Annotated in this window: 26 protein-coding genes, 1 tRNA gene and 7 pseudogenes; 15 read left to right on the top strand and 19 right to left on the bottom strand. The window is 70.8% G+C overall.

Annotated features, from left to right (window positions below):
- Positions 1 to 24 precede the first annotated feature (24 nt).
- Entirely contained in the window at positions 25 to 1242 is a 1218-nt protein-coding gene (locus QQK35_RS13245) for an NAD(P)/FAD-dependent oxidoreductase (RefSeq protein ID WP_284254584.1), read from the bottom strand.
- Positions 1239 to 1780: pseudogene (folE, locus tag QQK35_RS13240) on the bottom strand (GTP cyclohydrolase I). The gene QQK35_RS13245 and the pseudogene folE overlap by 4 nt, the downstream one beginning before the upstream one ends.
- 82 nt (positions 1781 to 1862) lie before the next feature.
- Here folE and QQK35_RS13235 point away from each other — a divergent pair.
- The 5 genes and pseudogenes from QQK35_RS13235 to QQK35_RS13220 all read left to right on the top strand — a co-directional run bounded on the left by QQK35_RS13235 (position 1863) and on the right by QQK35_RS13220 (position 5452).
- Positions 1863 to 2528 carry a helix-turn-helix transcriptional regulator gene (locus tag QQK35_RS13235; RefSeq protein WP_284254583.1) on the top strand — a complete coding sequence of 222 codons (666 nt, stop codon included), beginning with the start codon at positions 1863 to 1865 and terminating at the stop codon, positions 2526 to 2528.
- 52 nt (positions 2529 to 2580) lie between these two features.
- Positions 2581 to 3273: a response regulator transcription factor gene (locus QQK35_RS13230; protein WP_284254582.1), complete on the top strand. Its 693-nt coding sequence runs from the start codon at positions 2581 to 2583 to the stop codon at positions 3271 to 3273.
- A 9-nt stretch (positions 3274 to 3282) separates the two neighbouring features.
- Positions 3283 to 4167: pseudogene (locus QQK35_RS19855) on the top strand (HAMP domain-containing protein); the annotation flags it as partial.
- Between the two features lie 491 nt (positions 4168 to 4658).
- Positions 4659 to 5156, top strand: a complete 498-nt coding sequence (locus tag QQK35_RS19850) for a sensor histidine kinase (protein ID WP_348535013.1) — start codon at positions 4659 to 4661, stop codon at positions 5154 to 5156.
- A 5-nt stretch (positions 5157 to 5161) separates the two neighbouring features.
- Entirely contained in the window at positions 5162 to 5452 is a 291-nt protein-coding gene (locus QQK35_RS13220; RefSeq protein ID WP_284254581.1) for a WXG100 family type VII secretion target, read from the top strand.
- Between the two features lie 88 nt (positions 5453 to 5540).
- On the opposite strand, the pseudogene groL reads toward QQK35_RS13220, so the two are convergent.
- The 3 genes and pseudogenes from groL to QQK35_RS13205 form a co-directional block, all read right to left on the bottom strand.
- Positions 5541 to 7170, bottom strand: a pseudogene (gene groL, locus QQK35_RS13215) (chaperonin GroEL).
- Positions 7171 to 7314: 144 nt separating this feature from the next.
- A complete protein-coding gene (locus QQK35_RS13210; RefSeq protein ID WP_284254579.1) occupies positions 7315 to 7608 on the bottom strand; it encodes a LytR C-terminal domain-containing protein in 294 nt (97 codons plus the stop codon).
- 282 nt (positions 7609 to 7890) lie between these two features.
- The gene (locus QQK35_RS13205; RefSeq protein WP_284254578.1) at positions 7891 to 8199 is read right to left on the bottom strand and encodes a DUF3263 domain-containing protein; all 309 of its coding nucleotides are present in this window, start codon (positions 8197 to 8199) and stop codon (positions 7891 to 7893) included.
- A gap of 108 nt (positions 8200 to 8307) precedes the next feature.
- Here QQK35_RS13205 and msrB point away from each other — a divergent pair, with 108 nt between their 5' ends.
- The 3 genes and pseudogenes from msrB to QQK35_RS19840 all read left to right on the top strand — a co-directional run bounded on the left by msrB (position 8308) and on the right by QQK35_RS19840 (position 9289).
- The gene (msrB, locus tag QQK35_RS13200; RefSeq protein ID WP_284254577.1) at positions 8308 to 8742 is read left to right on the top strand and encodes a peptide-methionine (R)-S-oxide reductase MsrB; all 435 of its coding nucleotides are present in this window, start codon (positions 8308 to 8310) and stop codon (positions 8740 to 8742) included.
- Positions 8628 to 9068: pseudogene (locus QQK35_RS19845) on the top strand (nitroreductase family protein); the annotation flags it as partial. The gene msrB and the pseudogene QQK35_RS19845, both read left to right, overlap by 115 nt.
- Before the next feature lie 56 nt (positions 9069 to 9124).
- On the top strand, positions 9125 to 9289 hold the full coding sequence (locus QQK35_RS19840) for a hypothetical protein (RefSeq protein WP_348535027.1): 165 nt from the start codon (positions 9125 to 9127) through the stop codon (positions 9287 to 9289).
- A 228-nt stretch (positions 9290 to 9517) separates the two neighbouring features.
- Here QQK35_RS19840 and QQK35_RS13190 read toward each other — a convergent pair.
- The 3 genes from QQK35_RS13190 to QQK35_RS13180 all read right to left on the bottom strand — a co-directional run bounded on the left by QQK35_RS13190 (position 9518) and on the right by QQK35_RS13180 (position 10525).
- Positions 9518 to 9591, bottom strand: a tRNA-Thr gene (locus QQK35_RS13190).
- 14 nt (positions 9592 to 9605) lie between these two features.
- Positions 9606 to 9884, bottom strand: a complete 279-nt coding sequence (locus QQK35_RS13185; RefSeq protein ID WP_284254576.1) for a hypothetical protein — start codon at positions 9882 to 9884, stop codon at positions 9606 to 9608.
- 38 nt (positions 9885 to 9922) lie between these two features.
- A complete protein-coding gene (locus tag QQK35_RS13180; protein WP_284254575.1) occupies positions 9923 to 10525 on the bottom strand; it encodes a hypothetical protein in 603 nt (200 codons plus the stop codon).
- Between the two features lie 213 nt (positions 10526 to 10738).
- On the opposite strand from QQK35_RS13180, the pseudogene QQK35_RS13175 reads away from it, so the two are divergent.
- Positions 10739 to 11844: pseudogene (locus QQK35_RS13175) on the top strand (ABC transporter ATP-binding protein).
- Between the two features lie 60 nt (positions 11845 to 11904).
- Here the strand turns inward: QQK35_RS13175 and QQK35_RS13170 are convergent.
- The 11 genes and pseudogenes from QQK35_RS13170 to QQK35_RS13120 all read right to left on the bottom strand — a co-directional run bounded on the left by QQK35_RS13170 (position 11905) and on the right by QQK35_RS13120 (position 21980).
- Positions 11905 to 13029, bottom strand: a complete 1125-nt coding sequence (locus QQK35_RS13170; RefSeq protein ID WP_284254573.1) for a RidA family protein — start codon at positions 13027 to 13029, stop codon at positions 11905 to 11907.
- A 27-nt stretch (positions 13030 to 13056) separates the two neighbouring features.
- Positions 13057 to 13764, bottom strand: coding sequence for an ABC transporter ATP-binding protein (locus tag QQK35_RS13165; RefSeq protein WP_284255705.1), 708 nt, complete (start codon positions 13762 to 13764; stop codon positions 13057 to 13059).
- Positions 13760 to 14551, bottom strand: a complete 792-nt coding sequence (locus tag QQK35_RS13160; protein ID WP_284254572.1) for an ABC transporter ATP-binding protein — start codon at positions 14549 to 14551, stop codon at positions 13760 to 13762. Before QQK35_RS13160 ends, QQK35_RS13165 begins: the two co-directional genes overlap by 5 nt.
- 11 nt (positions 14552 to 14562) lie before the next feature.
- Positions 14563 to 14922 carry an ABC transporter substrate-binding protein gene (locus tag QQK35_RS13155; protein ID WP_284254571.1) on the bottom strand — a complete coding sequence of 120 codons (360 nt, stop codon included), beginning with the start codon at positions 14920 to 14922 and terminating at the stop codon, positions 14563 to 14565.
- On the bottom strand, positions 14919 to 15773 hold the full coding sequence (locus QQK35_RS13150) for an ABC transporter substrate-binding protein (protein ID WP_284254570.1): 855 nt from the start codon (positions 15771 to 15773) through the stop codon (positions 14919 to 14921). Before QQK35_RS13150 ends, QQK35_RS13155 begins: the two co-directional genes overlap by 4 nt.
- Positions 15774 to 16005: 232 nt before the next feature.
- A pseudogene (locus tag QQK35_RS20530) lies at positions 16006 to 16302 on the bottom strand (branched-chain amino acid ABC transporter permease); the annotation flags it as partial.
- Positions 16302 to 16811, bottom strand: coding sequence for an ABC transporter permease (locus QQK35_RS13140; protein ID WP_284254568.1), 510 nt, complete (start codon positions 16809 to 16811; stop codon positions 16302 to 16304). The pseudogene QQK35_RS20530 and the gene QQK35_RS13140, both read right to left, overlap by 1 nt.
- A complete protein-coding gene (locus QQK35_RS13135) occupies positions 16808 to 17677 on the bottom strand; it encodes a branched-chain amino acid ABC transporter permease (protein WP_284254567.1) in 870 nt (289 codons plus the stop codon). The genes QQK35_RS13140 and QQK35_RS13135 overlap by 4 nt, the downstream gene beginning before the upstream one ends.
- A 115-nt stretch (positions 17678 to 17792) precedes the next feature.
- Entirely contained in the window at positions 17793 to 18434 is a 642-nt protein-coding gene (locus QQK35_RS13130; RefSeq protein ID WP_284254566.1) for a TetR/AcrR family transcriptional regulator, read from the bottom strand.
- Positions 18435 to 18498: 64 nt separating this feature from the next.
- Positions 18499 to 19788 (bottom strand): dihydrolipoamide acetyltransferase family protein, encoded by a 1290-nt coding sequence (locus tag QQK35_RS13125; protein WP_284254565.1) that lies wholly within the window; start codon positions 19786 to 19788, stop codon positions 18499 to 18501.
- Complete coding sequence (locus tag QQK35_RS13120) at positions 19788 to 21980, bottom strand: alpha-ketoacid dehydrogenase subunit alpha/beta (protein WP_284254564.1); 2193 nt, start codon at positions 21978 to 21980, stop codon at positions 19788 to 19790. Before QQK35_RS13120 ends, QQK35_RS13125 begins: the two co-directional genes overlap by 1 nt.
- 109 nt (positions 21981 to 22089) lie before the next feature.
- On the opposite strand from QQK35_RS13120, the gene QQK35_RS13115 reads away from it, so the two are divergent.
- The 6 genes and pseudogenes from QQK35_RS13115 (at position 22090) to QQK35_RS13095 (ending at position 26500) form a co-directional block, all read left to right on the top strand.
- Entirely contained in the window at positions 22090 to 22620 is a 531-nt protein-coding gene (locus tag QQK35_RS13115; protein ID WP_284254563.1) for a VOC family protein, read from the top strand.
- A 24-nt stretch (positions 22621 to 22644) separates the two neighbouring features.
- Complete coding sequence (locus QQK35_RS13110; RefSeq protein WP_284254562.1) at positions 22645 to 23307, top strand: GntR family transcriptional regulator; 663 nt, start codon at positions 22645 to 22647, stop codon at positions 23305 to 23307.
- Between the two features lie 23 nt (positions 23308 to 23330).
- The gene (locus QQK35_RS13105) at positions 23331 to 24707 is read left to right on the top strand and encodes an NADP-dependent succinic semialdehyde dehydrogenase (RefSeq protein WP_284254561.1); all 1377 of its coding nucleotides are present in this window, start codon (positions 23331 to 23333) and stop codon (positions 24705 to 24707) included.
- Between the two features lie 44 nt (positions 24708 to 24751).
- Entirely contained in the window at positions 24752 to 25426 is a 675-nt protein-coding gene (locus QQK35_RS13100) for an enoyl-CoA hydratase/isomerase family protein (protein ID WP_284254560.1), read from the top strand.
- Positions 25423 to 25629, top strand: a pseudogene (locus QQK35_RS20525) (LacI family DNA-binding transcriptional regulator); the annotation flags it as partial. The gene QQK35_RS13100 and the pseudogene QQK35_RS20525, both read left to right, overlap by 4 nt.
- Positions 25630 to 25723: 94 nt before the next feature.
- Entirely contained in the window at positions 25724 to 26500 is a 777-nt protein-coding gene (locus QQK35_RS13095) for a LacI family DNA-binding transcriptional regulator (RefSeq protein ID WP_348535012.1), read from the top strand.
- Positions 26501 to 26535 lie beyond the last annotated feature (35 nt).

Here is a 26535-nt window from a genome sequence, read left to right as displayed (position 1 = left end):
CTCTCCGGACGGCCTGTCGGTGGATCACGTCAGCGACGACAGCTCGACCGACGGGTCGGCGAGCTGCGCGGCCGTCACCGACACCTTGTCGCGGATGAGCCGCTGGATCTCCTCGTTGACGTCCCAGATGTTCACGTTCATGCCCGCGACGACCCGGCCGTCGGCGACCCAGAACGCGATGAGTTCGCGCGCGGCGCGGTCGCCGCGGATCACCACCTCCGCGTCGCGGGTGAGCGGCGGGTAGCCCGAGTACTCCATGCCGAGGTCGTACTGGTCGGTGTAGAAGTACGGGATGTCGTCGAGCACGGCGTCCTGCCCCGCCATCGAGCGCCCGGCCACCTTGCCGCTCGCGATGGCATTCGCCCAGTGCTCGTTGCGCATCCGCGCGCCGAGCACCGGGTGCATCGCGTTCGCGACGTCGCCCGCCGCGTAGATGCCCGGCCGGCTGGTCTGCAGATGCTCGTCGACCAGGATGCCGTTGTCGATGTCGAGCCCCGCGGCCTCCGCGAGCTCCGTCGACGGCGCGACGCCGACCCCGACGATCACGACGTCGGCCGGCAGCACGCCCGCCTCGGTCGCGACGCCGGTCACGTGCCCGTCGGCGGCCTCGAACCCCTGCACGCCCGTGCCGAGGTGGAAGGTGACGCCGTTGGTCTCGTGCAGCTCGCGGAACATCGTGCCGAGCTCGGTGCCCAGCGGTCCCGCCAGCGGCACCTGCTCCGGCGCGACGACGGTCACGTCCTGCCCCGCCCCGCGGGCGGCGGCGGCGAGCTCGAGGCCGATCCAGCCGGAGCCCACCACCACGACGTGGTGCCCCGGCTCGGCGAGCACGGCCTTGAGCGCCTCGCTGTCGTCGAGGGTGCGCAGATAGTGGATGCCGTCCGCATCCGACCCGGGCAGGTGCAGCCGCCGCGGCACGGCGCCGGTCGCGATGAGCAGGCGGTCGAACGGCACCTCCTCGCCGCCGGCGAGCACGACGCGGCCGTCGTCGATGCGGTCGACGTGCGCACCGAGCGAGACCTCGACATCCTGATCGCGGTACCACTGCGCCGGATGCACGAAGACGCTGTCGCGGTCGTCCTGCCCGGTCAGATACGCCTTCGACAGCGGCGGTCGGATGTAGGGATGGTGCTGCTCGCCGGCGAGCAGCCGGACCGAGCCGGTGAAGCCGGCGGTGCGCAGCTCCTCCGCGGCGGTCGCGGCGGCGAGGCCGCCTCCGATGATGACGATGCTCTCGGTCATGACGGGTTCTCCTCGAAGGTGGTCAGCTCGCCCCGGAAGGCGCGGGTCGTGGTGCGGGTGGCAGGGGTGCCGATCCCGCGGAGCGACATGCACAGGTGCTCGGCCTCGATGACGACACCGGCGCCGCGCGGCTGCAGCTCCCGCTCGAGCCAGTCCACGATCTGGGCGGTGAGCCGCTCCTGCATCTGCAGACCGTGTGCGAAGTGCTCGACGACCCTGGCCAGCGTCGAGAGGCCGACGATCCGCTCCCCGGGAGGTAGCCGACGTGTGCGACGCCGCGGAAGGGGAAGAGGTGGTGCTCGCAGAGGGCCTGGAACGGGATGTCGCGCACCAGCACGAGATCGTGGAAGTCCTCGCTGGGCAGGTATCCGATCTCGGGCAGCGGCGGCCGGTCGACCAGCTCGGCCAGCGCCGTCGCGAAGCGCTGCGGCGTCTGGCGCAGCCGCTCGCTTGTGACGTCGAGCCCGAGCGCGTCGAGCAATGCGGCGGCGGCGGCCGTCGCTCGGGCGGACGCGTCGTCGCGGGGTGATTCGGCCATCGGTGCGGGTCCCTCCATCGCGACGCTATGACGTCGAAATTCTTTTGTCAAGGTTAGCTGCATTTAGAATAGGATGCCATCCGTGAACCGGGACCAGGAGCTCGCGGCAGTCGCCGCAATCCGCGATCCGACCCGTCGTGCACTCTACGAACTCACCCTGACGAGCACGCAGCCGGTGACCCGCGACCACGCCGCGGCGACGCTGGGGATGCCGCGCAGCACGGCCGCCCTGCACCTCGACCAGCTCGTGGCGAGCGGTCTGCTCGTGGTCGAGAACCGCCGGCTCAGCGGACGCACCGGACCGGGCGCCGGGCGGCCGGCGAAGGTCTACTCGCGCGCGCCGGTCGAGATCGCGGTGACGCTGCCCGCGCGACGCTACGACCTCATGGCCGACGTGTTCGCCTCGGCGCTCGACGACCTCGGGTCGGGCGAGGCCGATCACGCCGGCGAGGCCGCCGTGGCCGCGGCGGTCCACCGCGTCGCGGGAGACGCGGGTGCGCAGGCCCGGCTCGCCGCCGGATCGCTCGACGAGATGCTCGTCGAGACCGGCTACGAGCCGCGGCGGCAGCCCGACGGGATCGCGCTCGACAACTGCCCGTTCCATCGCCTCGCGGGCGGCCACACGGAGCTCGTGTGCGCCGCGAACCTCGCTTTCCTGCGTGGCGCCGCCGACGCCGACGGCGCCGGGGCGACCGCCGAGGCGCAGCCGTTCCCCGCCCACGGATGCTGCGTCCGCATCGTCCGCTGAGCGGCGTCTGCACGTTCAGGAATCATCCAGCGCACTCACGGATACTCATCGCATGAGCGACGGACCCAAGATCCTCATCGTCGATGACGAGCCCAACATCCGCGACCTGCTGACCACGAGTCTGCGCTTCGCCGGCTTCGCCGTGCGCGCCGTCGGCAACGGCGCCCAGGCCATCTCGGCGGTCCTCGAGGAGGAGCCCGACCTCATCATCCTCGACGTCATGCTCCCCGACATGAACGGGTTCGGCGTGACCAAGCGGCTGCGGGCATCCGGCTACACGGCGCCGATCCTGTTCCTCACCGCCAAGGACGACACCGAGGACAAGATCACCGGCCTCACCGTCGGCGGCGACGACTACGTGACCAAGCCGTTCTCGCTCGACGAGATCGTCGCGCGCATCAAGGCGATCCTGCGCCGCACGATGCACGACGAGGAGGACGCGATCATCCGGGCCGGCGACCTCACCATGGACCAGGACACCCACGAGGTCTCGGTCGGCGACCAGCAGGTCGAGCTCTCCCCCACCGAGTTCAAGCTGCTGCGCTACCTCATGCTCAACCCGAACCGCGTGCTGTCGAAGGCGCAGATCCTCGACCACGTCTGGGAGTACGACTTCAACGGCGACGCCGGCATCGTCGAGAGCTACATCTCGTACCTGCGCCGCAAGCTCGACCAGCACTCGAGCGAGCCGATGATCCAGACCAAGCGCGGCTTCGGGTACATGCTCAAGACCGCCCGCGCGTAGAGTCCGGCGGTGGCCACAGCGCACGCCGCATTCGACCGGTGGTGGAACGGGATCTCGCTCCGCGCGAAGATCACCGCCGTCACCGTCCTGCTGCTGACCTTCGGGCTGGCCGTCGCCGGCGCCGGCACGACGACCGTGCTGCGCAGCTACCTGCTCGACGTGCAGGACCAGAAGGTCGCCCAGATCGCGGCGGGGCTGGCCGACGGCACCAATCTCGAATGCTCCCTCGATTACGGCACGAGCGGTTTCCTCGAGGCGATCGTCACCTCCGGGGGCGAGCAGTTCTGCAGCAATCTGCCGTCATCCGAGGAGCAGCCCGACCTGCACGGGCTCGACATCCACCGCGTCGCCGCGCTCAACCACGGTGCGACGACCGTGCCGGGCACGCACGGCAGCAGCTGGCGCGTCGTCGCGATCCCGGTGCAGACCCAGGATCACGTCGTCTACTCCGTCGTGCTCGGCGTCAACCTCGCGGCGACGGATCAGACGATCGCGCGGTTCATCCTGATCTTCTTCGGGTTCGCGCTCGCGGTCGTGGTGTTCGGCGCGGCGACGACGCAGCTGCTCGTGACCTCCACCTTCGCGCCGCTGCGCGACGTCGAGAAGACGGCGGCCCGCTTCGCCGCCGGCGACTACAGCCAGCGCCTCGGCGGCGCGACGCCCAACACCGAGGTCGGCCGGCTCAACCGATCCCTCAACGCGATGCTCGCGCGCATCGACCGCGCCTTCGCCGACCGCGAGCGCACCGTGCAGCAGATGCGCCGCTTCGTCGGCGACGCCTCGCACGAGCTGCGCACGCCCCTGGTCTCGCTGCGCGGCTACGCCGAGCTGTACCGGATGGGCGCGATCCAGAAGCCCGAGGACGTCGCCCAGGCGATGGACCGCATCGAGCGCGAGGCGATCCGCATGAGCGGACTCGTCGAGGACCTGCTCGAACTCGCCCGGCTCGACGAGGCACGGCCGCTCGCACTCGCGCCCCTGGACCTGCTGCCGATCGCCCAGGATGCCGCCCTCGATGCGTCGGCGTCGTCGCCCGACCGGCGCATCACCGTCGTCCTCCCGCAAGCCGAGGAGCTGACGCCGACCGACGAGTCACGCGACGACGTCGTGCCGGCCCAGGCCGTCGGGGGCGGTCGCGTGCGGAGCGCCACGGTGGCCACGGTCACCGGTTCGATCCGTCTGGCCGACGCCGTGGCACGGCGGCTACGCCGACGCGGGCGGTCGGGCGACACCCCCGCGGATGCCGATACGGTGCCGCCGGCGCCGCCCCTGCCCGAGATCGGGCCGGTCGTTCTCGCGGACGAGAACAAGGTGCGCCAGGTCGTCACCAACCTCATGGGCAATGCGATGCGGTTCACCCCTCTGACAGCCCGATCCAGCTGGCGGTGGGAGTGGACCGCGCGGGCGGGTACGGACAGATCGCCGTCGTCGACCACGGCGAGGGCATCCCGCCGCAGCTGCGCGAGAAGATCTTCCAGCGGTTCTGGCGCGCCGACACCTCCCGCACCCGCGACACCGGCGGCAGCGGGCTCGGCCTGGCCATCGTCGCGGGCATCGTGCAGAACCACGGGGGCGTCGTCGAGGTGCTGGAGACGCCCGGAGGCGGATCGACCTTCCGGGTCTCGCTCCCGCTGTACCGGCCGGAGACGCCGGCCGCGACCCCGCCGACGCGGCGGTCTGACGCCCGCCGGCCCGACCGCGCAGGCTTCGACCCGCGCAGGCTTCGACCGCCTGCGTTCGCATCACATGGGCGCACTCGAACGCGCCGGATTGATGCGAACGTGGGCGCTCGGCGAGCCGCTCCTCCCCAGCACCCCACCGCGGGCGTCGTCCCGGGATGGGCGCATCACGATCCCGCGACGGATGCGCCGTCCCTAGCGTGATCGGCATGACGCGATACCAGGTGGACAGTGAGGCGGTCGCCGCGGCGACCGCGCGGGCGCAGGCGGCGATGGGTCGCATCCAGGGCGAGGTGGCCGGGCTGAACGCCCAGCTCGTCGACCTGCAGTCGTCGTGGACCGGATCGGCCGCCTCGGCCTTCCAGGGCGTCGTGGCCGACTGGCGGGCGACGCAGGCACGGGTCGAGGAGAGTCTCGGGCATATCAACACGGCGCTCGGCCGCGCGGCGCAGCTCTACGCCGACGCCGAGGTGCAGAACACCGCGCTCTTCGCGCGGTAGGTCATCGACGCGGAACGCAGCGGGCAGAACGCCGAACGGGCGGCCCTCGAAAAGAGGAACCGCCCGTTCGGCGTTGCTGCGGGTCGGACTAGAAGTCCATGCCGCCCGTCGGGTCGCCACCGGCCTGGGCCGAGACCTTCTCGGGCTTGTCGGCGACGACGGCCTCGGTGGTGAGGAACAGGCCCGCGATCGACGCCGCGTTCAGCAGCGCGGAGCGGGTGACCTTCACCGGGTCGTTGATGCCGGCGGCCAGCATGTCGACGTACTCGCCGGTGGCCGCGTTGAGGCCGTGGCCGACCTCGAGGTTGCGCACCTTGTCGACGACGACGCCGGGCTCGAGACCGGCGTTCAGCGCGATCTGCTTGAGCGGCGCGTCGATGGCCACCCTGACGATGTTCGCGCCGGTCGCCTCGTCGCCCTTCAGGCCCTTGACGGCCTTCGAGTCGAACGCGGTCTTGCCGGCCTGGATGAGGGCCACGCCACCACCGGCGACGATGCCCTCCTCGACGGCGGCCTTCGCGTTGCGCACGGCGTCCTCGATGCGGTGCTTGCGCTCCTTGAGCTCGACCTCGGTGGCCGCGCCCGCCTTGATGACGGCGACGCCACCGGCGAGCTTGGCGAGGCGCTCCTGCAGCTTCTCGCGGTCGTAGTCGGAGTCGGTGTTCTCGATCTCCTGACGGATCTGCTTGACGCGGCCGGCGATCGCGTCGGCCTCGCCTGCGCCCTCGACGATCGTGGTCTCGTCCTTGGTGACGATGACCTTGCGCGCCTGGCCGAGCAGGTCGAGGGTCGCGTTCTCGAGCTTGAGACCGACCTCCTCGCTGATGACCTGGCCGCCGGTCAGGATCGCGATGTCCTGCAGCTGCGCCTTGCGGCGGTCGCCGAAGCCGGGGGCCTTGACGGCGACCGACTTGAAGATGCCGCGGATCTTGTTCACGACCAGGGTCGCGAGCGCCTCACCGTCGACGTCCTCGGCGATGATCAGCAGCTGCTTGCCCGCCTGGATCACCTTGTCGACGACCGGGAGCAGGTCCTTGATGTTCGAGATCTTCGAGTTGACGATCAGGATGTACGGGTCCTCGAACACGGCCTCCTGGCGGTCGGGGTCCGTGACGAAGTACTGCGACAGGTAGCCCTTGTCGAAGCGCATTCCCTCGGTCAGCTCGAGCGTGGTGCCGAAGGTGTTCGACTCCTCGACGGTGACGACGCCCTCCTTGCCCACCTTGTCGATGGCCTCGGCGATGAGCTCGCCGATCTCGGGGTCGGCGGCGGAGATGCTCGCGGTGGCGGCGATCTCCTCCTTGGTCTCGATCTCCTTGGCCGAGGCGACGAGCGACTCGACGACCGCGTTGGTCGCCTTCTCGATGCCGCGCTTCAGGCTGATCGGGTCCGCGCCGGCCGCGACGTTGCGCAGGCCCTCGCGCACGAGCGCCTGGGCGAGCACGACCGAGGTGGTGGTGCCGTCACCCGCGACGTCGTCGGTCTTCTTGGCGACCTCCTTGACGAGCTCCGCGCCGATCTTCTCGTACGGGTCGTCGAGTTCGATCTCCTTGGCGATGGAGACGCCGTCGTTGGTGATCGTGGGGGCCCCACTTCTTCTCCAGAACGACGTTGCGGCCCCGGGGACCGAGGGTCACGCGGACGGCGTCGGCCAGGATGTTGAGGCCGCGCTCGAGGCCGCGGCGGGCCTCTTCGTCGAAAGCGATGATCTTTGCCATAAGTGTGTGTCGTCCCTCCCGGACGTGGTTCCATGCACTGGATTTGGCACTCGAAACCAGCGAGTGCCAAAAGTCATTCTGGCACTCGGACATGGCGAGTGCAAGGCGAGGCGGATGCCCTCGGCGAACAGCGGCGCGGGAACCTCAGCCCTTGTAGTCCGAGCCCAGCACGACGGTGACCTTCGCGCCGGGGAACGCGTCGCTCAACTGCACCTGGCTCGTGCCGAGCGCCTTGGCGACACCGCGCGAGATGCCTTCGTACTGCGCGTCGGAGTAATACACGACCGTCGTCTTGATGCTCTCGCTCGACGCGTCGGCGAGCGTCGGCACCGGCCATCCCGCGGCCTTGATCGCGGCACCCGCCTTGTCGTCGAGCTGCGCGTCGGGCGTGCCGTTGAGCACCGAGATCGTGAGGGCGGCTGCGACATCGCTCGGCACATCGCTCGGCTCGGCGACCGGCGCCTCGGTCGGCGTGGCCGAGGCGCTCGCCGACGGGCTTCCCCGTTGCCACCGACCAGCGGCAGGCTCGGCAGCTCGAACGACGGGTCGATCCGAGAGAGCACGAACAGCCCGACGATCACGAGCACCCCCGTGGCCAGCGCCGCCCAGGCGAACGCGATCCAGCCCCGGCCTCGGCGAGCGGGCGCACGATGCGCGCCGACCCGGCCGTCGCCGTCCGGCACATCGTCGAACTGGTCTCGGGGAAAGCTGGCCATCTGCCTAGGTGGTGTCCTCGCGGTGGTCGACACGGAAGGTCCGCGCGGCTCGAGCCCTGACCCGGGTGTCGCGCAGCCGCTGCAGGCGGCGGACGAGGATCGGGTCACGGCGCAGCGCCACCGGTGAGTCCAGCAGCGCGTCGAGCACCTGATAGTAGCGGGCGGCGCTGAGGCCGAACTCCTCGCGGATCGCCGCCTCCTTCGCGCCGAGGCGACCGCTCCAGCGCGCCTCGAAGTCGAGCATCCGGAGCCCCCGCTCGTCGAGACCCTGCTCGTCACCCTGCACGGGCGCGCGCTGCGGTTCGGCGGGCATGGCGCGATGCTAGGCCGGGGCAGCGCTGCGCAGCCGCAGCCTCGCCGGGTGGGAACGATTCGACCGCAGGAGCGGTTGAATGAAGACGACGCACGAATGGAGGGCCGCATGGCCATCGACGACACGACCACCACCGGGCATCAGGTCGAGAAGACCGACGCCGAGTGGCGCGAACAGCTCGATCCGGAGCGCTACGAGGTGCTCCGGCACGCCGCGACGGAGCGCGCATGGACCGGCGAGCTGCTCGACGAGCACCGAGCCGGCCTCTACACCTGCGCCGCCTGCGGGGCGGAACTGTTCAAGAGCGGCACCAAGTTCGACTCCGGCTGCGGCTGGCCGAGCTTCTACGACTCGGTGAACCCGGATGCCGTGGAGCTGCTCGAGGACCGCTCGCTCGGCGTCGTGCGCACCGAGGTGCGCTGCGCGACGTGCGGATCCCACCTGGGTCACGTCTTCGACGACGGATTCGGCACGCCGACGGGCCTGCGCTACTGCATGAACTCCCTGGCGCTCGGCTTCGCCGCGGACGAGCCCACCGCGTGAGCACGGGGCCGGTCGCCGAGGCCCTGCGCCGGAGACGGTCGCAGTCCAAGGTCAGCGACGCGGCGCCCACCTCGCGCGCTCTCCTGCCCCTGATCGAGGCGGCCGGCTCCGTGGCCGACCACTCGGGCCTGCGCCCCTGGCGGATCATCGCGCTGCGCGGCCACGCCCGGGATCGGCTCGGCGCGGCCATGGCCGAGGCGGCCGGCCTCGAGGGACATGCCGCCGAGAAGCTCGCCGCCAAGCCGCTGCGCGCGCCTCTGCTGCTCGCGATCGTCGTGAGCCCGCGGCCGAGCATCAAGGTGCCCGAGTGGGAGCAGGAGGCCGTCGCCGCCGGCGTGGCCCACGCACTGAGCCTCGTGCTCGACGAGGCCGGCTGGGGGTCATGTGGCGCACCGGACTGCAGACCCGCAGCGAGCCGGTGGCCCGGATGCACGAACTCGCACCCGGGGAACGACTGCTGGGCTGGCTCTACGTCGGCGGACGCGACCGCGACAAGCGCGGGCGGCGCAAGCCGATCCACGCGAAGACGATGCTCACGACCCTCTGACCCTCGCGCGGGCCCGGCGCCCGCGCGCGGCCGGCGGAGCGGGCGCGCCGCAGGAGCGGCGGCGCGCAAGGCTAACCCAGCGAAGCCGGGCGCTCGCGCGCGGCCGGCGGAGCGGGCGCGCCGCAGGAGCGGCGGCGCGCAAGGCTAACCCAGCGAAGCCGGGCGCTCGCACGCGGCCGGCGGAGCGGGCGCGCCGCAGGAGCGGCGGCCCGCGCAAGGCTAACGGAGAGCCTCCTGTCGGATTCGAACCGACGACCTGCCGCTTACAAGGCGGCTGCTCTGGCCAGCTGAGCTAAGGAGGCGGGGCGGCGTCAGCCTACGGCGTCGGCGAGCTCGAGGCCCCGGCGCTGCCCGACGGGCTCGGCGTCGGGGTCGGCGACGGGCTGAACTCGTCGCCCGCGACCTCCTGCATGAACGCGGTGAAGTCCTGCGCGTCGAGGTTGCGGCCGTAGACGAACTGCTTGCCGTTGACCAGGATCGTCGGCGTCTGCTTGATCGAGGGCAGGTTCACCCCGGGCAGCGGACCGCTCAACGCCCGGGTGGTGGCGGACTGGACCCACGACCGGAAGCGGACGTTCTGCACGCACGTGCGCACCTCGGAGAGGTGATCGACCCCCGCCTGGTCCGCGCGTTTCAGCAGCTGGGCCGTCGTGAGCCCGGGACTGCTCTCCTTGGGTTGACGCCGGAAGAGCGCGACATTGAAGTCGAAGAAGTGGTCGGGGAGAGCTCGGCCACGCACGCCGCTGCGTTCGCCGCCCGCAGCGAGTACTGGGTCCCATCCGACTTGGACGTCAGGATCGCGATCGGGTGGATCTCGACGGTCGCCGCCCCGGACTTCGTGAACGCCCGCAGCCGGGTGTCGTTGGTGCGCATGAACGCGCCGCAGTCCTGACAGAGGTAGTCGACGTAGATCTTGATGTCGAGCACCGTGCGGGGGTTCTTCTTGGAGGCGACCGGCTGCTCGCCGGGCTGGAGCGCCGCGGTCGGCTCCGCCTTCAGGCCCGCGCCGATCTTGACGCCGTCGCTGATCATGTTGAGCGGACCGCGGGCGGTGGGCCGGCTCAGCGAGACCAGCACGGTGGCCACGATCGCGAGGATGAGCACCGTGCCGAGCACGATGCTGCCGGTCACGATCAGCCGCCGCCGGCGATCCTGCTTGCGGTGCTGCTCCCGCAGCGCTCGCGCCCGCTCACGCGCCGCCTGGCGCGCGTCGGACGGGGCCGCGGGGTCACTCATCGATTCTCGTTCTGACTGCGTTTCGGGTTCGGGTCGGGCCCTGCGGTGGGAGGCCGCGACGATGCTAGGTGCCGAGCCTGGGAGCCTACCCGACCATGAGGGTCCGAACGACCTGTGGCATGATGACCCGGTGGCCGTCGGCGACGTCGGCCGCGCTTCCATTCACTACGGATCGTCCGGCACGTACCTGCCGGTGAAGGAGAACACACCCCCATGTCATCTGTCACATTCGACAAGGCGACGCGCATCTACCCCGGCACCAGCCGTCCGGCCGTCGACAAGATCGACCTCGAGGTCGCCGACGGCGAGTTCCTCGTCCTCGTCGGGCCCTCCGGCTGCGGCAAGTCGACCACGCTGCGCATGCTCGCCGGCCTCGAAGAGGTCAACGAGGGCCGCATCCTGATCGGCGACCGCGACGTCACCGACGTGCCGCCGAAGGATCGCGACATCGCGATGGTCTTCCAGAACTACGCGCTCTACCCGCACATGACCGTCGCCGAGAACATGGGCTTCGCGCTCAAGATCGCGGGCATCGGCAAGGAGGAGCGGGCCCAGCGCGTGCAGGAGGCCGCCAAGCTCCTGGACCTCGAGCAGTACCTCGGCCGCAAGCCGAAGGCCCTCTCCGGTGGTCAGCGTCAGCGCGTCGCCATGGGCCGCGCCATCGTCCGTCAGCCCCAGGTCTTCCTCATGGACGAGCCGCTGTCGAACCTCGACGCGAAGCTGCGCGTGCAGACCCGCACCCAGATCGCGTCGCTGCAGCGTCGCCTCGGCGTCACGACCGTCTACGTCACGCACGACCAGACCGAGGCCCTCACCATGGGCGACCGCATCGCGGTGCTCAAGGACGGCGTGCTGCAGCAGGTCGGCACCCCCGCGACCTGTACGAGAACCCGACCAACGTCTTCGTGGCCGGCTTCATCGGCAGCCCGGCGATGAACCTCTTCACCGCGGACGTCGTCGACGGCGGCATCCAGTTCGGCACCGCGGTCGCCGGGGTCGAGCGCGAGGTGCTCGGCAAGGCGAACGGCTCGAAGGTCACCATCGGCGTGCGCCCCGAGGACGTCACGATCAAGACCTCGGGCGAGGGCCTGAGGGTCGACGTCGACGTCGTCGAGGAGCTCGGCGCGGACGGTTACCTCTACGGTCACGCCGACGTCGACGGCAACCGCGTCGACATCGTCGCGCGCGTCGACGGCCGCAACCACCCGAACGCGGGCGACACGGTCTACCTCACCCCGGTGCCGCAGCACGTGCACGCGTTCGACGCCGAGTCGGGCGAGCGCCTGTCGAAGCCGGTCGCGGCGAGCACGGCCGCGTAAGCAGCGTCACCACGACCGCCGAGAGGCCCCGGAGCATCCCGGGGCCTCTCGCACGTCGGGTCACCCCGCGGCGACGACCTCCACCTGTACGCGCGCGCCGGCGACCGGCAGGTTGTCGACCTGCACGATGGTGAGAGCCGGCCTCCACGTTCCGCAGCGGGCAGCGAGCGCGGCCGCCACGTGTGCGGCGTCGCGGATGTCGGTGACCTCCACGAGCGCCTTCGTCACGGCACGCCACTCCAGCCCGCGCTCCGCGAGCAGGGCGGCGATCCCGTCGAGCGTCTGATCGGTCTGCGGCGCGATGCCCGCCGCGTTCGGCCCGGGCGTCGCCGTGACGGCGGGCAGGAACACGACCGGCGCTCCCGCGCTCGTCAGGACCGCAGGCGGAGCGCCGGCGCCGCCGGCCGCCCTCGCTGGAGAACCGCCGGCGGCGTTCCCCGGCGAACCCGCGACGATCTCGAGCTCGAGCCTCGCGCCGGCCGCGCTGAGCGCGTTGATCCCGACGAAGCCGAGGGGCGGCGGGTCGTCGCCGAAGCGCGCGGCGACGGCAGCGCGCACGACGTCGAGGTCGCGCAGATCCGTCAGGAAGAGGTCACCGCGCCGGACATCCGACCACCCGAGCCCGACGAACGCCAGGACCTCGTCGAAGGTCGCGAGCACGCGCCTGGTCTGCTCGACGATGTCGTCCGGCAGCACGCACTCCTCCGGGATGTGGGGGTGCATGTGGTACAGCGGGATCGCCGTCGCCCCCGACATCCAGAACACGCTGTCGGCCGGATCCGCGTCATGCGGCGCTCGGGCCGCGATGACGTCGAGCTCGAACCGCGCACCCGGCTTCACGAGCGCGTCGACCCCGATGAGGGTGTTGGCGGGCTTCCACGACGGGTCGTCGAAGAATTCGGCCATGGTCACGTGCACCGCCACGGTGTCGCGCATGTCGGTCAGGAACTCGTACACGTGGATGACGTCGCTCCAGCCGAGGCCGTTCGCGGCGAGCACGGCCGTGTGCCGGCGCATCACCCGGCGCACCTGCTCGACGATGTCGTCCGGGTACTCCTCGTCGTCGGCCGCGACCGCTCCGGAGAGGAACAGGTGCTCGGCGGAGCCGGGAACCCGGACGGACGGAGCGTACGGGAGCATGTGGGCCTTGCCCGGGTCGAGCTCGATCACCTCGAGTGCGGACATGCTGTTCTCCTTCCGTGATGGTCGGGCTCAGAGCCCGAGGTACTGGTGAACGGGTCGCGGATCCGCGGCGAGGTCGGCGGGCACCCCGTCCCACGCGATGCGACCCGCTTCTCCGAGGATGAGCACACGGTCGCCGAGGGCGAGCGCCAGGTCGACGTTCTGCTCGGCGACCAGCACGGCCAGTCCCGACTCGCGAAGGGCCTGCAGCCGCTCCTCGATCACGCGCAGGACCGCGGGCGCGAGCCCCTCGGACGGCTCGTCCATGAGGAGCAGGCTCGGCGCCGTCATGAGGGCCCTCCCGATGGCGAGCATCTGCTGCTCGCCGCCCGAGAGGGTGCGCGCCGCGGCGCGGGTGCGCTCCTCGAGCCGGGGGAACATGGCGAACACCCGCTCGATCGTCCATGCGGACCCGGAGCCGTGCGGCACGATCGCGAGGTTCTCGCGCACGCTGAGGCTGCCGAACACCTGACGCCCCTGCGGCACGAGGCCGATGCCGGCCCGGGCGATGCGGTGGGCGGCGTGGCCCGTGACATCCACGCCGTCGAGTTCGATGGAGCCGCCGATCACGTTCGGCGGCCGGATGCCGCTGATGGCGCGGATGAGCGTGGTCTTGCCCATGCCGTTGCGCCCCATGAGCGCGACGGACTCCCCGCTCCGACATCGAGGTCGATGCCGTCGAGCACGAGCGCCTTGCCATAGGCCACACGCAGACCGCGGATCCTCAGCATGATCAATCCCTCCGACCGAGGTAGACCGCCTGCACGGCGGGGTTCGCGCGGATCTCCTCCGGAGTGCCGTAGGCGAGCGGCACGCCGTTGTCGAGGCACAGCACCTCGCGGGCGAACTCGAGTGCGAGGGTCATGTCGTGCTCGATGAGGACGACGCCGACACTGTCGGGGATCTCGCCGAGCAGGATGCGGAGCATGTCCCGCTCACCGGCCGACAACCCCGCAGCCGGCTCGTCGAGCAGCAGCAGGCGGGGGCCGTGGATCAGCGCCGCGGCGAGTTCGAGCTGCCGGTGCTCGCCGTGCGAGAGCTCGGCGACCCGCACCCCGGCGCGTGCCGCGAGTCCGACCCGCTCCAGCATGTCGGCGGCCCGCCCGGCGTGGGCGCCGCGGAGCGGGGTGCGTGACCAGAAGGATCTGCTGGTCGCGCTCCCCGCCTGCGCGGCCAGCAGGACGTTCTCGATGACGGTCAACTGCTCGAACAGGGTCGAGACCTGGAACGTGCGCGAGATGCCGCGCCTCGCGCGGGCCCTTTCGCTCGTGCGGGTGACGTCCTCGCCGAACAGGTGCACCCGCCCGGAGGTCGGTCGGAATTCGCCGGCGATCAACCGGAACAGCGTCGTCTTGCCCGCCCCGTTCGGACCGATGACGGCGAGCCTGCCGCCGGGCGGGAGGACGAGGCTGACCCCGTCCACGGCCACGAGGCCGCCGAAACGCCGCGTCACGCCGTCGAGGCGGAGGGCGCTGCCGTCAGCCCGGGCCACGAGGGCCGGAGCCGGGGCGGACGACGGCGCCATGGCTGGCGGGGTCACTTGCCGGTTCGCGTGGTCGAGAACGGCGGGCTGGCCAGGAACTCCTTCGGGTCGTAGTCCCAGAACTGGCTGACGTCCTCGTACTGCTTGACCACGGTGTTCCACAGCTTGCCGTCGCTGCGCTTCGCGACTTCGCGCACCATGACCGGGCCGACGATGTTGTTGTGGTCGTCGAAGCTGACCTTGCCCCAGACGGTGTCCGACAGATCGGCGCCCTTGATGGCGGAGACCAGCTTCTTGCCGGTCGGCTTGGCATCCGCGTCGGCGAGGGCCGCCGCCAGCAGCTGCGCGGTCGCGTAGGCCCCCATCGCGTAGACGGACGGGATGACCCCGTACTCCTTCTCGAAGGCCTTCACGAAGGACGCCTGACGGTCGCCCCCTCGGCGTAATAGGAGACCGACCGGATGCCCAGGGCGATATCGCCGACGTCCTGCAGGATCGCCTGGTCGAGGGTGCAGCAGTTGGTGAGGATCGGGGTCTTCAGCAGGCCGAAGTCCGATGCGGAGCGCAGGAAGTTGGAGCTGTCCGTGCCCCCCGCCGTGCCCACGAACACCATGTCGACCTTCTGGCTCGCCAGCTGCGTGACGTAGGTGCTCAGGTCGGTCGCATCCCCGGGATACCAGAGTTGCTGCGTCACCTTGCCGCCGGCGCTCGTGAAGGCGCTCACGAACCCACCGCACGACTCCCAGCCGAACGCGTAGTCGACGCAGAGCGTGGCAGCGGTGCGGAATCCCTTGTCGTAGGCCCACTTGCCGCCGGGGAATGTGGTCTGGCTTCCCGCCATCGCGCCGGTGCGCAGCACGAGGGGACTCTCCTTGCGCTGGGTCACATCGTCGGCGGAGGACTGCGCGAGGTTCGCAACGCCCTGCCGATCGAGGTAGTCGCCGACGGCGAGCGCCTGGTTGGCGAGGACCGGGCCGACCACGACGTCGACTTTCTCCTCCTTCACCAGACGCGCCGCCTTGGTGAGCGCGGTGTCGGCGCTGCTCGCGTCGTCCTCGAGCACCGTGTCGATCGTGAAGTGACCGATTTTCGTGCCCTTCTGCTTCCAGTAGAGATCCCAGCCCTGCTGGAGGTCCTTGCCGATGGCCGACACGAACCCGGTCATGGGGGCCAGGACGCCGACCTTGAAGGTGTCGGCGGACGAGCCGCCGGTGCTGGTGCCGCCGCCGAGCGACGACGAGGGCGCGCAGGCCGCGAGGGCCACAGCCGCGACGGTGGCGAGCGCCGAAACGACGACTGCTCTGCGCCGTGGTGAGCGAGAGGAATGCATGGCTAACCTCCTGTGATTTCGGGCGTGTTGCTCGACGTCGGCGGGCGTCGCCGACGACGGATGAGGAGGAGGCCCAGCCTCCCAGGATCCCCCGGCGAGCCACGATGACGACGAGGACGAAGACCGCGCCGAGGACCGTGGGCCATCGCTCGAAGTAGGTGCTGACGACCTGCTGCGTGAGCACGACCACCGCCGCACCGACGAGCGGCCCGAGGACGGTCCCGGTGCCGCCGAGCACCACCATCACGAGGGCGAGAGCCGACGCCTGGAATCCCGCCGACGCGGGACTGATGAACTCCGTCTGCCAGACCAGGAGGATGCCGGCGATCCCGGCGACGACGCCCGAGAGCACCACCGCGGCGAACTTGTATGCCGAGATGCCGTAGCCGAGGCTGCGCATGCGGGCGTCGTTGTCCCGGATGCCGCGGACGGTGAGCCCGAAGGGCGAGCGCGAGACCCGGATCAGCGCGATCGTGACGAGGACGAAGACCGCCAGGATGAAGAAGTAGTACTGCCAGTACTCCGCGAAGACCGGTGGGCGCCGGACGCCGGTGAGGCCGTTGTCTCCCCGGTCACCGACGACCAGCGGTAGGCCATGCCGTAGCAGACCATGCCCGCGGCGAGCGTGACCATGAGGAAGAAGACGCCGTTGGTTCGCATCGAGATGAGCCCGTAGAGCACGCTCGCGAGCACCGTGAGCCCGCCGGCGATGGCCAGTTGGATGCCGATGTCGTAGCCCTCGCGCGATGCCCACGCCACGCCGTAGCCTGCGGCGGCGGCGATGCCCGCGTGCCCCAGTGAGAACAGCCCCGCGTCGCCCGCGAGCATGTTGACGCTCGAGGCCAGCAGGGCGGTGGCGAGCACGAGCGAGGCGAGGATGACGTAGTAGCTCGTCACGACGTAGGGCAGCGCGATGGCGACGACGGCGATCGCCGCCAAAGCGATCCCGCGGATCAGTCGGCCGCGGTTCACGATCGCCTCCCGAGCAGTCCGTAAGGGCGGAACACGAGCACGAGCGCCATCGGCGCGAAGATCGTGAAGTAGGAGAACTCCGGCACCCACGCCTTCGCGAACGCGTCGATGATCCCGATGAGCACGGAGCCGATGGCCGCGCCGGCGATGTTGCCGAGACCGCCGACGATGACGACCACCATCGCGAACAGCAGGATCTCGGTGCCCGACGACGGCGTCAGGCTGAGCAGGCCGGAACCGATGGCTCCCGCGACCCCGGCGAGCAGGGCGCCGAAGACGAACACCCCGGTGAACACCGCGTCGATGTTGATGCCGATGGCCGCGGCCATCTCGCGGTTGTCGACCCCCGCGCGGACGATCGCGCCGATCCGGGTGCGCTTCTGCAGCAGGAACAGCGCCAGACCGATCAGCACGGTCACCCCGATGATGAACAGCCGGTAGTACGGGTAGCCGAATTCGCCGATCGTCAGGACGCCGCTCGGCGCACCCGTGCCGCCCGAGGGCAACGACTTGGGGTCGCCGCCGAAGAAGGCGAGCACGAGGTCGGCGATGATGAAGGAGATGCCGACCGTGACCAGCACCTCGGGCATCTCCTGGTTGCGCACCCGCCGGAGCAGGCCGCGCTCGACGACGAGCCCGACGCCGGCGCCGGCGACGGCCCCGGAGAGGACACCCAGCCAGAAGTTGCCGGTCGCGGCGACGGCGCTCACCGCGACGTAGGCCCCGACGAGGTAGATGCCGCCGTGCGCGAGGTTGGAGATGCGCATGAGGCCGAACACGAGCGTGAAACCGCTGGCCACGAGGAACAGCAGGGCCCCGAAGCTCAGCCCGTTCAGCACCTGCTGAGTGAGGAAGACGGGGTCCATCTCCACTCCCTCCCTTCAGGGTGCTCTCGTCGTCGAGATGATCGGCAGCGATCAATTCCTACATTTGTAGACAAAAGAAGCGACAGGTGTCAAGCGATGCTGCACATGGGGTCGTCTACGCCGTGGGGGTGGCCGCGGCGGTCCGCGGCTGGACGTGCGCGGGATCCCCGGCCTCGAGACGCGCGACGAGGGCGTCGATGAGCTCGACCTGGTCCAGGGGCTCGGCGGCGCCGGCCTCCAGGATCGGCATGATCCGAAGCCCCGCCGTAACGGCCAGGAACTCGTCGACGATTTGACGATCGGAGACGGCCGTGTTCAGTCGCCCGTTACGTCGGGCGGTCTGCAACTCGTTCTCCATCCAGGTGCGCCAGATCGCGAACGAGTCGGCATGGATCTTGCGCATCGCCTTGCTCGACGCCGCGCGATCCCAGAAGGCGACGGCGACCCGGGCCTCGACGGAGCGCTCGTCGTCGAGCGGCAGCATCTCGAGGCACAGCAGCCGGATGGCCTCGAGCCCCGTCCGGTCGCCGATCGAGAGGGCGGCGCGCTCGTTCACACGATAGAAGGTGTGCTGGAACGCCGCGATCAGCAGGTCGTCCTTGCTGTCGAAGTAGTACTTGAGCCCGCCGTTGGCGAATCCCGCCTCCGCCGCGATCTCGCGCATCGTCGCAGCGGCGAAGCCGCCGCGTGCGACGAGGCGCCACGCCGCCTCGATGATCTCGCGTCGGCGTTGCTCGTGATCGACTCTCTTCGGCACGCTCCTCCACCCGCTCGGGATGGATTATCTCCCAGCGGAGACGATCGGCGCATCCTCCGCGCCGTCAGACCAGCAGGCCCACCGGATGCTCGAGCAGCTCGACGAGGGCGGCCATCCACTCGGCGGCGACCGCTCCGTCGATGACGCGATGATCCGCCGACAGGGTGACGGTCATGACGGTGGCCACGGCCAGGGCGCCGTCGTCGCCGACGACCGGCCGGGGCTTCGCGGCACTCACCGCGAGGATGCCCGACTGGGGCGGGTTCAGGATCGCGGAGAACTCGTCGACGCCGTACATGCCGAGGTTCGAGACCGAGAAGCTGCCGCCCTCGAGCTCATGCTGCTGCAGCCGCCCGGCACGAGCGCGTTCGGCGAGGTCGGCGACGACCGCGCTCAACCGGCCGATGGTGAGGTCCTGCACGGCGCGCACCACGGGGGTCACGAGCCCGCCCTCGATCGCCACGGCGACGGCGATGTCGACGCCGGTGAACCGGCGGATGCTGTCACCGTTCCAGATCGCGTTGGCCGCGGGCACCCGCTGCAGAGCGCCCGAGACGGCCTTCAGCACCAGGTCGTTGACCGACACCTTGCGCGGCGCGGTCTCGTTGATCTCGCGGCGCAGCTCGAGCAGCCGGTCGACACGCACGTGCGCCGTGACGTAGAAGTGCGGCACGGTCGTCTTGCTCTCGGTGAGCCGGCGCGCGATGGCCCGACGCATCCCGGTCAGCTTCTCGTCGGTGAAGGAGGCGGCGTCACCGGACGCCGCGGCGGGCGCGGTCGGCTGCGGTGCGCTCGACGCCGGCACGCGCTCGATGTCGCGTCGTGTGATGCGGCCGTCGGGGCCGGTCCCGTCGATGCCCGCGATGTCGATGCCGCGCTCCCGCGCGAGCCGCCGCGCGAGCGGGCTCGCGAATGTGCGCTGCCCGCGCGACGGCGACGGCGTCGGTGTCGGCGCCGCTGGAGCGGGGTTCCCCGCCGGAGCCACCGCCACCCGGGGCTCCGGCGAGGAGGTCTGTTCAGGCACGGCGGCGGGCGGCACGGGGGCCGGGCCGGCGTCCGTGCCGACGGTGACGCCGGCGGCGGCGAGCGCGGGTCCGACCTGGTCCTGCCCCTCGCCCTCGGCCAGGATCACCGCGATGGGCGTGCCGACGGCGAGATTGTCGCCCGGCTCCACGAGAAGCCGGCCGACGGTGCCCTCGACCTCGGCCGCGTACTCGACGACGGCCTTCTCGGTCTCGATCTCGGCCAGCGGGTCGCCGACCGCGACGGTCTGCCCCTCGGTGGCCAGCCAGCTCTGGATCGCGCCCTCGGTCACGTTGGCCAGCACCGACGGCATCCGCACGACGGTGGCCATCAGCGGCCTCCGCCGAAGCCCGCCCGCACCCGCTCGAGGCCGGCGACGACCTCTTCGGTGCGGGCGATGGCGGCGCGCTCGAGCACCTTCGAGATGCTGGGGCTCGCCTCGCCGCCGGTGACGCGCTGGATGGGCTGGTCGAGCCAGTCGAAGAAGCGGCGCTGCAGCTCGTCGGCGAGCCAGCCGCCGTACGAGGTGCCCCGCGCGCCCTGCTCGACGATGAGCACTGCTCCCGTCTTGCGGATGCTCTCGCCGATCGTGTCCCAGTCGAGCGACGCGCGGTCGAGCCAGCGCAGGTCGACGAGCTCCGCATCGATGCCGGTCTCCTCGATCGCCTCGAGGCAGTGGTGCACCATCGAGAGGTAGCTGATGACGGTCACGTCCGAGCCCTCGCGGCGGATCGCGGCGCTGCCGGGCGGGATGACGTAGTCGAGCTCGCCCTCGGGCACGCGGTCGTCGCGCCCGTAGAGGTCGACGTGCTCGATGACCAGCACCGGGTCCTCCAGCGCGAGCGCGGCGTTCATGAGGCCCACGTAGTCGGCCGCGTTGGAGGCGGCGACGATGCGCCAGCCGGGGCTCGTCGCGAAGATCCCGGCGGGGTCCATGAGGTGCTGCGAGCCGTAGCCGGAGCCCATCGCGACCTTCGTGCGCAGCACGAGCGGCATCCGGTTGTCGCCGCCGAACATGTGCCGGGCCTTGCCGATCTGGTTGAACACCTGGTCGGCGGCGACCCACATGAAGTCGGGGTACATGAACTCGACGACGGGGCGGAAGCGGCCGTCGAGCGCCATGCCGCCGGCGAGGCCCACGAAGCCGTTCTCACTGATCGGGGTGCCGATGACGCGATCGGGGCCGTATTTCTTGGCGAGGCCCTTGGTCGCGCCGTTGGTGCCGCCGGCCAGCCGATGCACGTCCTCGCCGAGCACCACGATGCGCTCGTCGGTCTCCATGCGGCGATCCATCACGCCGGCCACCGCCTCGACGTACTTGAGGTCGCGCCAGGCGCCGGCGTGCTCCGCGGGCTCTGCGGCGGTGAGGGATGCGAGCTCCGTCCCGTCGCTGCGGATCCCGACGTCGACGAAGCCGGGATCGGGCCAGAGCTCGGGCCGGATGCGGCGAGTGCCCGCGTTGTCGGGGTCGTCCTCGATGAGAGCGGCCACGGCCGCGCTCATCGCCGCCTGCGCCTGCTCCCGCACTCCGGCCTCGGCGCCCTTCTCGAGCTGGCCGAGCCTGGTCATCTCGGCGGCGACGCGCAGCAGCGGGTCGCGCTCGCGCCACGCGGCCTCCTCGTCCTTCGTGCGGTAGCCGAACGCGCTGCCGGGGTACGGGCCGTTCTGGTGGAAGAAGCGGTAGACGTCGGCCTCGATGATCGCCGCGCCCTCTCCCGCGCGCAGTCGTTCCGCCGCCTCGAGGGCGGCGAGGTGCACCGCGAGCGGGTCCATGCCGTCGACCTTCCAGCCCGGGATGCCGAATCCCTGTCCGCGCACCGACAGCCGGGTGTCGGCGACGACGTCGTCGATGAGGGTCGACACCGCGTAGAGGTTGTTCTCGACGAAGAACGCGAGCGGCAGGCGCCAGGCGGCTGCGAGGTTCATCGACTCGAGCACGGAGCCGATCTGGCTCGATCCGTCGCCGTAGTAGGCGACGGTCAGGTCGCCCGTGCCCGAGTGCTTCTGCGCCCAGGCGTTGCCCGCGGCGAAGGGCACCCCGCCCCCGACGATCGCATTCGTGCCGAGGGCGCCGGCCTCGAGCCATTGCAGGTGCATCGAGCCGCCTCGGCCGCCGGAGAACCCCTGGGCGAGTCCGAGGATCTCGGCGAGCGTGCGCTGCAGCAGCGCCTGCACGTCGTCGGTCACGAGGCGGTCCAGCTCGAACGCGCCGCCCGTGACGTGGGTGAGCGCCTTCGCGAGGAACTGGTGGTGGCCGCGGTGCGATCCGGTCACGCCGTCGGGGGTGCGCAGGCCGATGATCGACCCGACCGCACCGCCCTCCTGGCCGATGCTCGAGTGGGCGGGGCCGTGCACGAGGCCCTCTCCGGCCAGTTCGAGCACGGTCTCCTCGAAGGCCCGGATGAGGTGCAGCTCCGCGAGCATGCCGGACAGGAGCGCGGGGTCCGCGTCCTTCCAGTCCTGGGCGGTGGTGCTGAGCTCCACCCACGGGGTACCGGTTTCCAGGCGTCGTCGTCGGGGCATGCAAGCACGGTAGAGCAGGATTGGATTCAATTCAAGCGTTCCATCGCGAATCTATGGAGCAAAACGGCATAATGTGCGCCAGGATGGATACAACACGGAGGAGGCGCTGATGCACGGACTGCCCGGCATGCGCGGGATCGACCACATCGGGGTGACGGTGCCCGACCTCGACGAGGCGGAGCGTTTCCTCGTCGACGTCCTCGGCGCCGAGCACATCTACACCCTCGGCGCCAAGCGCGACGACGAGGGCGACTGGATGGCGGTGCAGCTCGGCGTGCACCCCCGCACCGTCATCCGCGAGATCCGCTTCTACCGCCTCGGCAACGGATCCAACATCGAGACCTTCCGCTACGACGCCGCCGACGGACAGTCCGCGGAGCCCCGCAACAGCGACATCGGCGGTCACCACCTCGCCCTCTACGTCGATGACATGGATGCCGCCATCGCGCACCTGCGCGCCCACGACGTCGAGATCATGGGCGAGCCGGTCGCGAGCGCCGGACCGGCGGCGGGGCAGCGCTGGCTGTACTTCCGCGCCCCCTGGGGCATGCAGTTCGAGCTCGTCAGCTACCCCGGCGGCAAGGCGTACGAGGCCGACGCCCCGCGTCGGCTCTGGCATCCGGCGCATCCGGCCGAGTGAACGGCGCGGAGGAGAATGTCGGACATGACGGTGGAGCTCCCGACGCACGGCGCTGCGGGAGCCCGGATCGCGGGTGAGGTGCGGGAGGCGATCCTGCGCGGCGAGCACGCGCCCGGATCCCGCATCCGGCAGGACGACCTGGCCGGCCGCCACGGTGCGAGCCGGTTGCCGGTGCGCGAGGCGCTGCGGATCCTCGAGGCCGAAGGGCTCGTCACGCTGGTCGCCAACACCGGCGCTTGGGTCTCACGGCTGAGCCTCGCGGAGTGCGAGGAGATGTACCAGATCCGGGAGCGGCTCGAGCCGCTGCTGCTGCGCTACAGCATCCCGCAGCTGGACGCCGCGGCCGTCGGCTCGCTGCAGGCGCTCGCCGACGCCATGGAGCGCTCCGGCGACGTCGAGGAGTTCCTGCGGCTGGACCGCGAATTCCACCTCGCCTCCTATCGCGGCGCCGGCACGGCGGTGCTCGGCGAGACGGTGGTGCGGCTGTGGAACCGCACCCACCACTATCGGCGGGCCTTCACCCGGATGATCCGGCTGGAGGGCGACCGGAGCGTGCATTATGAACATCAGCTGCTCGTCTCCGCCATCAGACGACACGACCTCGACGAGGCCGAGCGCGTTCTCGCCGGCCACATCCGCCGCACCCGCCTGGAGCTGGCGCGGCATCCCGAAGTCTTCGAGAACTGAACCGAACAACGAGAGGAACACGCATGGCCATCGCGACCATCAACCCGGCCACCGGCGAGACGGTGAAGGAGTTCGCCCCGCTCGACGCCGCGGCGCGGGAACGCGGCATCGCCGAGGCGCAGTCGGCGTACGAGGCGCTGAAGAGCACGAGCTACGCGCAGCGCGGTGAGTGGATGCGCGCGAGTGCCGGGATCGTCGAGAGCGAGGCGGACGACCTCGCGCGCATCCTCACGCTCGAGATGGGCAAGCCGATCGCGCAGGCCAAGGCCGAGGTGCTCAAGTGCGCCAAGAACATGCGCTTCTACGCCGACCACGCCGAGGGGTTCCTGGCCGACGAGCCGCTCCAGGACCCCTCCGCGGTGGGCGCGTCGAAGGCCTACGCGGTGTACCAGCCGCTCGGGGTCATCCTCGCGGTCATGCCGTGGAACTACCCGCTCTGGCAGGTCGTTCGCTTCGCCGCTCCCGCGCTCATGGCGGGCAACACGGGCGTGCTCAAGCACGCGTCGAACGTGCCCCAGGCCGCGCTGTGGCTCGACACCATCTTCGAGCGCGGCGGCTTCCCCACCGGATCGTTCCGCACGCTGCTCATCGGCGCCCGCGAGGTCGAGGGCGTGCTGCGCGACCCGCGCATCCAGGCCGTCACCCTCACCGGCTCGGAGCCTGCGGGGCGCTCGGTCGCGGCGATCGCCGGCTCCGAGGTCAAGAAGTCGGTCATGGAGCTCGGCGGGTCCGACCCGTTCATCGTCATGCCGTCCGCCGACCTGGAGGCGGCGGCAACGACCGCCGTCAAGGCCCGCGTGCAGAACAACGGCCAGAGCTGCATCGCCGCGAAGCGCTTCCTCGTGCACGCCGACGTCTACGACGAGTTCGCGAAGCTCTTCGCCGACAAGATGAAGGCCCTCAAGGTCGGCGACCCGTTCGACGAGTCGGTCGACGTCGGCCCGGTGGCGACCGAGTCGGGGCGTGCCGACCTGATCGAGCTGCTGGACGACGCCGTCGCGAAGGGCGCGACGGTGCTCGCCGGCGGCACGCCCGTCGACGGACCCGGCTGGTTCTTCACCCCGACCCTCGTGACCGACCTCACGGACGACATGCGCCTCGTCATGGAGGAGGCGTTCGGTCCGCTGGCCTCGCTCTACAAAGTCGCCGACCGCGAGGAGGCCGTGCGGATCGCCAATCAGACGACGTTCGGCCTCTCGTCCGCGGTGTGGACGCGGGATGCCGACGATGAGGAGCACTTCGTGCGCGAGCTGGAGGCCGGCGCGGTCTTCATCAACGGCATGACGGTCTCCTACCCGGAGCTGCCCTTCGGCGGCGTCAAGAACTCGGGCTTCGGCCGTGAGCTCGCCAAGGAGGGCATCCGCGAGTTCACCAACGTCAAGACGGTCTGGCGCGGCTGAATCCGGCAGGTCCACCGGCATCCGCCGCCACTACGTTTGGCTGCATGAGCATCGCGACCGTCGTCATCGACAACCCGGCGGGCGAGGGCAACCTCCTCAACCCGACGGTCATCGCGGGGCTCGTGGAGCGGCTGATGGCGGCGGATGCCGACCAGTCGGTGTCGGGGATCCTGATCACCGGCGCCGGCGGCATCTTCTGCAACGGCCTCGACATCCCGGCCATCAAGGCGGGAGGCGACCCCGTCGAGTTCTCGACGGCGCTCGCCGGGCTGCTGAAGCTGCTGCCGACGCTCGGCACGCCGGTCGCCGCGGCCGTGAACGGCGACGCCGTCGCCTCGGGCGCCTCGATCGTCGCCGCATGCGACTACGCGACGGCATGCCCGGATGTGCAGATCGGCACCCGTGAGGTGGGCCTCGGCATCTGGCCGATGGTCGCCCAGGTGCCGCTGATCCATCGGCTGGGAACCCGGTTCGCGATGGAGAACATCGGCTCGGGCGATCCGTTCACCCCACGCCGGGCACTCGAGGTGGGGCTCATCAACGAGATCGTCCCGCCCGCGGAGGTCGTGCCCGCGGCCGAGGCCTGGCTCGCACGGGCCGCGCGCGGCGGCGCCGTCACCCGGATGGGCCGACCCGCCTTCTACCGCTTCGCGGAGCTGTCGTACGAAGATGCCCTGGACGCGTCGGTCGAGCTGTTCGCGCGGATGAACCGCGGGTGAGATCGGCCGACCACGACAAGGGCCCACGGAGAGGAGCGCCGGTGGTGACGGTCGATCCGCTGCACCGCGTCACGATCGACGACGTCGCGACACGGGCGGGCGTGCACAAGGCCACCGTCTCGCGTGCCCTGAACGCCCGGACCCGGCATCAGGTGAGCGACGACACGGTCGCCCGCGTGGAGGCGGCGGCCGGGGAGCTGGGTTACGTTCCCAACGCGATCGCCCGCGGTCTGCGGACGAGCAGCTCGATGACGATCGGGGTGATCATCCCCGACCTCACCAACCCCTTCTTCCCCCATCATCCGCGGCATCGAGAACTACCTTCAGCCGCGCGGCTATACCGCGCTGCTCGCCAACACCGACAGCTCGGATGCGATCGAGCGAGCCGCCCTGGGATCGCTTCTCGGCAGGCGGGTCGACGGGCTCATCGTCGCCTCCGGGTCGCGGCGCGCGAGCACTCTGGCCGAGGCGTATCAGGCCGGCGTCTTCGCCGTGATGCTCAACCGTGACGCCGGCGGCATCCCCTACCCCCTCGTCACCGGCCACGACGCGACGGGCATCGCCGCGACGGTCGCCCATCTCGCCGAGCTCGGACATCGCCGGATCCTGCACATCGCCGGACCGGCCGACTTCTCGACGAGCGAGACGCGTGCCGCGGCGTTCCGGGCCGCGTGCGCCTCCACCCGGCGCGTCACGGGGACGGTCGTCGAAGCGGCCGCGCTCTCGGTCGAGAGCGGGCAGCAGACGATGGACCGCATCCTGACCGAGCACCGCAACCGCCCGACCGCGATCGTGGCGGGCAACGACCTCGTGGCGTTCGGCGTGCTCCGGAGCCTGCGGGCGCATGGTCTCAGCTGCCCGGGCGACATCTCGGTGGCGGGCTTCAACGACATCGAGTTCGCTCAGGACTCCAATCCCCCGCTCACGACGGTGCATGTCCCCATGCAGGAGATGGGGGCCGAGGCGGCGCGGGTGCTGCTCGAGGCCATCGAGACGAAGGCGCAGGAACCGGTGACGGTGCATCTCCCGGTGTCGCTCATGGTCCGCGGGTCCACCGGCCCGGCGCCCGCCTAGTGTTCAGGTCTGCTGAACACGTGGGCTAGCATGTC

Source organism: Pseudolysinimonas kribbensis (genome assembly GCF_030161895.1).
GTDB lineage: Bacteria > Actinomycetota > Actinomycetes > Actinomycetales > Microbacteriaceae > Pseudolysinimonas > Pseudolysinimonas kribbensis.
This window is presented reverse-complemented; position numbering and strand designations above follow the sequence as displayed.